This is a genomic window from Microbulbifer okhotskensis (genome assembly GCF_023895975.1).
Classification (GTDB): domain Bacteria; phylum Pseudomonadota; class Gammaproteobacteria; order Pseudomonadales; family Cellvibrionaceae; genus Microbulbifer; species Microbulbifer okhotskensis.
Window position 1 is genome coordinate 1 of sequence record NZ_JALBWM010000159.1, and the last position, 6,236, is coordinate 6,236.

Annotated in this window: 8 protein-coding genes; all 8 read left to right on the plus strand. The window is 50.5% G+C overall.

The features are described from left to right. Positions 1-81: 81 nt before the first annotated feature. The 8 genes from MO867_RS19930 (at position 82) to MO867_RS19965 (ending at position 5,836) form a co-directional block, all read left to right on the plus strand. The gene (locus tag MO867_RS19930) at positions 82-300 is read left to right on the plus strand and encodes a hypothetical protein (protein ID WP_252472370.1); all 219 of its coding nucleotides are present in this window, start codon (positions 82-84) and stop codon (positions 298-300) included. A 35-nt stretch (positions 301-335) separates the two neighbouring features. Continuing rightward, positions 336-770, plus strand: coding sequence for a hypothetical protein (locus MO867_RS19935; protein ID WP_252472371.1), 435 nt, complete (start codon positions 336-338; stop codon positions 768-770). Between the two features lie 200 nt (positions 771-970). Further along, the gene (locus MO867_RS19940) at positions 971-1,327 is read left to right on the plus strand and encodes a hypothetical protein (RefSeq protein WP_507161424.1); all 357 of its coding nucleotides are present in this window, start codon (positions 971-973) and stop codon (positions 1,325-1,327) included. A gap of 36 nt (positions 1,328-1,363) precedes the next feature. Further along, on the plus strand, positions 1,364-2,065 hold the full coding sequence (locus MO867_RS19945) for an ABC transporter ATP-binding protein (RefSeq protein ID WP_252472372.1): 702 nt from the start codon (positions 1,364-1,366) through the stop codon (positions 2,063-2,065). Next, a complete protein-coding gene (locus tag MO867_RS19950) occupies positions 2,062-3,807 on the plus strand; it encodes an ABC transporter permease (RefSeq protein WP_252472373.1) in 1,746 nt (581 codons plus the stop codon). The genes MO867_RS19945 and MO867_RS19950 overlap by 4 nt, the downstream gene beginning before the upstream one ends. Continuing rightward, a complete protein-coding gene (locus MO867_RS19955; protein ID WP_252472374.1) occupies positions 3,758-4,516 on the plus strand; it encodes an FtsX-like permease family protein in 759 nt (252 codons plus the stop codon). The genes MO867_RS19950 and MO867_RS19955 overlap by 50 nt, the downstream gene beginning before the upstream one ends. A 93-nt stretch (positions 4,517-4,609) precedes the next feature. Next, a complete protein-coding gene (locus MO867_RS19960) occupies positions 4,610-5,509 on the plus strand; it encodes an alpha/beta fold hydrolase (RefSeq protein ID WP_252472375.1) in 900 nt (299 codons plus the stop codon). 51 nt (positions 5,510-5,560) lie between these two features. Next, positions 5,561-5,836, plus strand: coding sequence for a TehB family protein (locus MO867_RS19965; RefSeq protein WP_252472376.1), 276 nt, complete (start codon positions 5,561-5,563; stop codon positions 5,834-5,836). Positions 5,837-6,236: the final 400 nt, after the last annotated feature.

Consider the following 6,236-nt stretch of genomic DNA (forward strand, 5'->3'; position numbering starts at 1 on the left):
TAACGGGGGGTGGCCTAGGTTTTTATTGGAAAAATTCAAATTTTTTGAGGTTAGTACTGAATAGTTACGAAATCCCTTGATATGGACATCATCAAACCCAAGAAACCCCCTCTTCTCAAGCGCCCTCTCATTATAGGCGTTACCGCACTTTCTTTTGTGGCTATCGCCAGCACTTTTTTGATCTCTTCGGAAAGTGCCTATCGGGTTGAACGCGAACAGCTAATGCTGGGAATCGTACAGAGCGGGGACTTACAAGTTGTGGTGGACGGTTATGGCATGCTGCGCTCAGACAAACACTGATCACCGCATTAACTTCAGCCAATGTAGAAAAGATCTTGTTGCGCCCCGGCGCTGAAGTTCAGAGTGACAGTATTATTATGCGGCTCAGCAACCCGGAGCTGATTCAGAACCTGGATGCGGCCGCAACTTCCCTGGAGCAGGAAAAAGCCAATCTTCGCCGCCTGATATTAAACAATGAACGGGATGTACTCACCGAAGAAGCCATACTCGCCGAGCTGAGCTCCAACTTCCAGGTCATGAAACTCCGCCGCGAAGCCGAAGATGAGCTGATTACCAGCGGTGTCATCTCTCAACTCACTTACCAAACCACTATTCTTAGGCAAAAGCAGATGAAAAAGCGCGTCGACCTGCAAAAACAGCATATCAACCATCTAAAAAAAGTCGCTGTTGAGTCAGAGTTGATCCAAAAGAGCAGATCAACCTGGCGCAAACCCAACTGCAAAGTATTCAACAGCGAGCGGGTCGCCTGATTGTACGTGCCAGCCTCGACGGCATACTGCAACGACTGCCGGTAGAACTCGGTCAAGGCGTTGCGCTGGGGCAGGAACTGACACTGATCGGCAGCGAGACAGACCTGCTCGCCCTGGTTCAAGTTCCCCAATCCAAAGCCGAACAGCTGGAAGTCCGCCAGCCCGCCGAGATTGACACCCGCCGGGAAAAAGTAGAGGGCGTGGTTACCCGAATTACGCCAGAAGTCCTGGACGGCAATATCGAAGTGGAAATCGCCTTCAGTGCCGTAGCTCCGAAATCCGCCAGGCCCCAACTCAATGTGGATGCGCGCATCTTCACTGCCACCATGGAGGATACGCTCTTTGTAGAAAGACCCATCAACGTACAAAGGCACAGCAAAACTACTCTCTTCCTGGTAAACGAAAACGGGGAGGAAGCCACGCTCCAAGTTATTCAATTTGGCGAAGAGTCGGGCCAGTATATCCAGATTACTCAAGGGGTCAGTGAAGCGGACCAGCTTATTCTGTCCGACATGGCCAACTTCAATGCTGCAAAACATATCCGGATTATCGACTGATGCCCCTCACCGAGGGGCAAGAACAGGGAGTTCGCTATGTCCAAGCCAATTCTTCATATGGCCGGCATCACGAAAGTATTCAACACGGAAGAAATGGAAACTCACGCCCTACGCGGTGTGGACCTGAGTATTTACCTAGGTGAGTTTGTCTCCATTTGCGGCCCATCCGGTTGTGGTAAATCCACACTCCTGTCCATTCTCGGACTTCTGGACCTCCCAACCGCCGGCAGCTACCAGATTGAAGGCACTGAGGTAGCACAACTTTCGTTAAGTGAGGCAGCCACCATACGCAATGAAAAAGTGGGCTTTATTTTCCAGTCTTTTAATCTGATTGACGAACTCTCAGTCTACGACAATATTGCCCTACCCTTACGATACCGACGCCAGCCTATTCCCCACGCGGAAAGCGACAAAAAATTGAAGGAATGCCTGGAGAAAGTGGGCATGAGCCACAGGGCCTCCCACAAACCCAACCAGCTATCCGGCGGTCAGCAGCAAAGAATTGCTATCGTACGGGCACTGGTCGGTACTCCATCACTACTGCTGGTGGACGAGCCCACCGGCAACCTGGATTCGCGCAACGGCGATGCAGTAATGGAAATGCTGCGCCAGCTCAATAGCGACGGAACCACCCTGTGCATGGTAACCCACGACCCCCGCTATGCGGATATGGCCAGCCGTTTACTGCACATTTCCACACCTCAACTGGTCAAAGAGCCCCATGAGACGGCCCTATGATCAAGACAAAGGACCTATCCGCTGCCCTCCAGTCCCTCAACCGGGTGCGGCGCTATTCAGCTACTATTATTCTCACTCTGGGTATTGCCCTCGGTGCCCTGGTAACCCTGTTTAACCTCAACTATCAGTTACTGGCCGCCCCCCTCCTGCCCTACCCGGATGAAGATCGGCTATACGTAATAAACGGCAATCTCTATCAGAACAAACAACTGCGATTGGCGAACAATAGCCAGTACCCAGCCCTGGTGGAAATCTACAAGAACGACACCTTCTTTGAATCCATTGCCCTTGTCTACTTTTGGGAAGACGTAATCCGAAATTTAACCGGGTCACCAAGAGTGAATGTCTCCTACGTTTCCCCGGAGTACCTTCAACTCACCCAAGCCCCCCTGGCCCTGGGCAGGCAATTCAATACGGATGAGGGGCTCGATAGCCGGATCCCCGTCGCCGTGATCAGTTACCAAACCTGGGAACAGAGGTTCCAGCGCAGCCCAAATGTACTGGAGCAAAGCCTACAATTTGGCGAGGTGGACTTTCGCATTATCGGAGTAACCGCCAAGGGCTTTATCGAACCCCAGATCTATAAACAGGGTCGACAGACCGCAGTCTGGCTTCCCTGGGACTTCAACGATACACAAGAGACACATCGCAATAACTGGCGAGGCTTCCTGCCATTTCGGATGGTCACCGCCAAGCTCAAAGCGGGCATTGACCCAGACAGTGCTAGTCACGAACTCAGCACTTTGATGGATGCCCAAGACCAGGCAGCCCTAGCGGGAAGATCTTCTTCCATAGAGCGGTCCGTCGAGTACCGGCTCACCCCCTTCACCGACAAAATCCTCGGCGATAGCACCACGCGAACCCTAATGGTGATGGGTGGCACACTGGTGCTATTACTGATTGCCTGTGCCAATATCACCAATCTGATTTTGTCTCGCGCAGCCAAACAACAGCGTAATATGGCAATCCAGGTCGCACTAGGCGCGCATAAAAAACATATCTTTTTCGCATTGCTGAGCGAAATAGGCCTGCTGATGTTGGTAGCCGCATTGCTAGCGATACTTCTTACGGCCGTATCAAGCGAAGCTCTCAAGGTGATCGCTGCGGAACAGATTTCCCGACTCCAAGAACTCACCCTTAACTGGCCAACCCTGCTCTTCGCTCTTTTGTGCGCCCTATTTCTCGCTGTTTTCTTTGCAACCATCGTCAGCCGGCAAATTAACTACCGTGTACTCAATCAAATGCTGCAAAGCAGTGGCAAAGGTTACGGGGTACAGATTTCACCGCTGATCCGAAAGGTGCTGATCAGCAGCCAGGTGGCGATGACCTGCCTGCTTATCGTTGTCAGCCTACAGATATTCCTGCACGCCAACCGTCTGATCAATCAACCGTTCGGCTTCCCCCTGGACAATGTACAGGTATTGACCCTGAATATTGGCAACCTCAGAAGCGCCTCAGCTGCCGAGCGGGAAAGCTACTTGAAAGCCATCAGACAAAGGCTTTTGACGCACCCCAAAGTACAGAACGCCAGCTTGAGCTTAAATACCCCCATCTCGATCAGCCGCCCACTCTGGACGACATCGCTCTCGCAAGATGCCAGTCGTCAGAACCCGGTCATGGCTAAAACCACCGTCATCGATGAGAATTACCTTTCTATCCTGGGTATGCCGCGGGTGGTGGGCCGGCATATCAATGCCGCTGGTGGTGGGCCGGCATATCAATGCCGCCGAGTTTTCCGATAACAACCGCCTGATGCTCGTGAGCGAAACCCTGGCCCAGCAGCTGGAACCCAATGGTGATGTTCTGGATAAACGCTACTATTGGCGCGGTGATATGCCCTATCAAGTGCGCAACGCAAGCCTACCGGGTAAGAAAGAGCCTCCCCGGCTATTTGTGCGCGGTATCAACGTCAGCTATCCGCTCTTGATTCTCAGGCACAAACCTCACCAGCCGCTCAGCACCACAGAACTCAACAAGGAATTTTCCCAAGTCAACCGACAGTACAAAGTTTCAGAGTTGTTCTCCCTGGAAGAAGCGAGGGACCTGCTGCTCAGTAACGACCGCGTATCCGTATGGGTGACAACAGCGCTCACCCTGCTCGCTCTCAGCCTTGCCGCAATAGGCATCTTCGGCGTCCTCAGTTACTCGGTGCAACTTCGCCGCACGGGACTCGGCGTACGTATGGCAATTGGAGCCCGGCCAAGTACGATTTTCTATCACACCCTGACTGATAGCCTGCTTCCGGTTGTACTGGGCATAACCATCGCAACCCTGATAGTAGCGCCCCTCGGGGTATGGATTGAGCAAAGCGATTTCAATATCGAAACCAGCCTGCTCGGATGGCTGCTGCCGCCGTTACTGATTATCGGTTTAACGGCATCGGTTACACGGCTGTCGGTATGGAAGATCATTAACAAGCCTGCTATTTACGCCCTCCGGGGGACTGGCTAGATGCGCATCGATTTGGAATCAAGCTCCACTTGAGAATCTGTTCACTTCATGCAATCTTCACAGCTAGTGCAAAAATAAGAAACTGGAGAGCCAATGCAGCCTCACCAATGGTTAACAAACGGACAGTGGTTCAACTGCCAGAGCTATCAGCTGTTCTACGCCGATAGCGCCCCAAACAACCAGGAAAAACCGGTACTGCTGCTGATTCATGGCTTTCCTACTAGTAGCTTCGACTGGCAAAAAGTCTGGCCCCATCTGACAAAGTACTTTCGCTGTATTGCTATGGATATGCTGGGCTTTGGGTATTCCGATAAACCCAAGGAGCACCACTACAGTATCCATGGGCAAGCCGACTTAAATGAAAGGCTTCTACACCTCCTGGGTATCAACTCCGCTCATATATTGGCACACGATTATGGCGATACAGTTGCTCAAGAACTACTTACCAGAGCTAATGCCGAAGGCAATACCCGTTACCCCTCGGTAAGTCTGTTAAATGGAGGCCTGTTTCCCGAAACTCATCAACCTCGACTGATCCAAAAACTCCTTCTCTCGTCCATTGGCCCCCTGGTAAACCGGCTGATAGGCTACCCACAGTTCTGCCGTAGCTTCAGAGCTATCTTCGGCCCTAGAACCCAACCTTCTGCAGCAGACCTTCAGGATTTGTGGCAAATACTCCAATATAACAAGGGCGGTTACCACCTGTATAAACTGATCACCTATATGCGAGATAGACGCCAGCACCGGCAACGCTGGGTAGATGCCCTCAACAACTACCCCGGCCCACTGCAATTAATCAATGGCTCTCTGGATCCTGTTTCAGGTAGGCATATGGTGGAGCGGTTTCGCCAACTGATAAATAGGCCAGCGAATATAGCTGAATTCTCAGAGATTGGGCACTATCCGCAGTGGGAAGCACCAGATCTTCTAGTATCAAACTATTTGGAGTTTATTGAGACCTATTCAAACAAAGCGGCTCAAATCAGCGTATGACCAAAGGCTAGATTGCTAAAATTCTATCCAAACAATAAAAGGTTGCCATCAATGAAAGATTTGCCCCCAGGTATAGCCCCCTACAAGAAAACCCCTGAATTTACAGAAGAAAATATCCCCCCAGGACTACTAAACGATCACAATACCAAAGAGGGTGTATGGGGGAAGATAGTAATCCTCACAGGATCACTGGAATATACGATTCAAGAACCCGTGGTGGAAGTTATTGTGTTAAACCCTAAGAAATTTGGCGTAGTCGAGCCAACTATAAGGCATCATATAAAACCGCTAGGAGCAGTAAAATTTCATGTTGAATTCTTTCGATAAAAAATTAGTCACTCGATCAGCCTGAATACCTGACCTACCTACCGCTCTGTATCTACAGGCTTCAAACAGCAGATAGACACAGAGGGTATGCAAGAGAGGAAAATCAACTGCACACATAATGACTTGATTGGTTTAAGCAGATATTTCAGGCCAAAACAAAAATGAAACCCTTAAAAAACCAAGGAAGTACTTATGTATCGGATAGCACTACTCACTTTATCTGTCCTAGCCTCAAGTGTTACAAATGCTAATTCACCTGATGATAAAAATGCATAGAAAGGGCTGTACTCGACTACATTGAATCACAACACCAAGTGAAGCCCGATTTAATGGACAGGGGTTTAGATCAACACTTCGGACAGTTTCATGCAGCTATAGCCCCGTAGTCACTGTACCGTTC

Excerpts from the sequence above, each read along its gene's own strand:
- MO867_RS19930 (WP_252472370.1), top strand. The coding sequence starts at position 82 with ATGGACATCATCAAACCCAAGAAACCCCCTCTTCTCAAGCGCCCTCTC.
- MO867_RS19945 (WP_252472372.1), top strand. The coding sequence starts at position 1,364 with ATGTCCAAGCCAATTCTTCATATGGCCGGCATCACGAAAGTATTCAAC.
- MO867_RS19950 (WP_252472373.1), top strand. The coding sequence starts at position 2,062 with ATGATCAAGACAAAGGACCTATCCGCTGCCCTCCAGTCCCTCAACCGG.
- MO867_RS19955 (WP_252472374.1), top strand. The coding sequence starts at position 3,758 with ATGCCGCTGGTGGTGGGCCGGCATATCAATGCCGCCGAGTTTTCCGAT.
- MO867_RS19960 (WP_252472375.1), top strand. The coding sequence starts at position 4,610 with ATGCAGCCTCACCAATGGTTAACAAACGGACAGTGGTTCAACTGCCAG.
- MO867_RS19965 (WP_252472376.1), top strand. The coding sequence starts at position 5,561 with ATGAAAGATTTGCCCCCAGGTATAGCCCCCTACAAGAAAACCCCTGAA.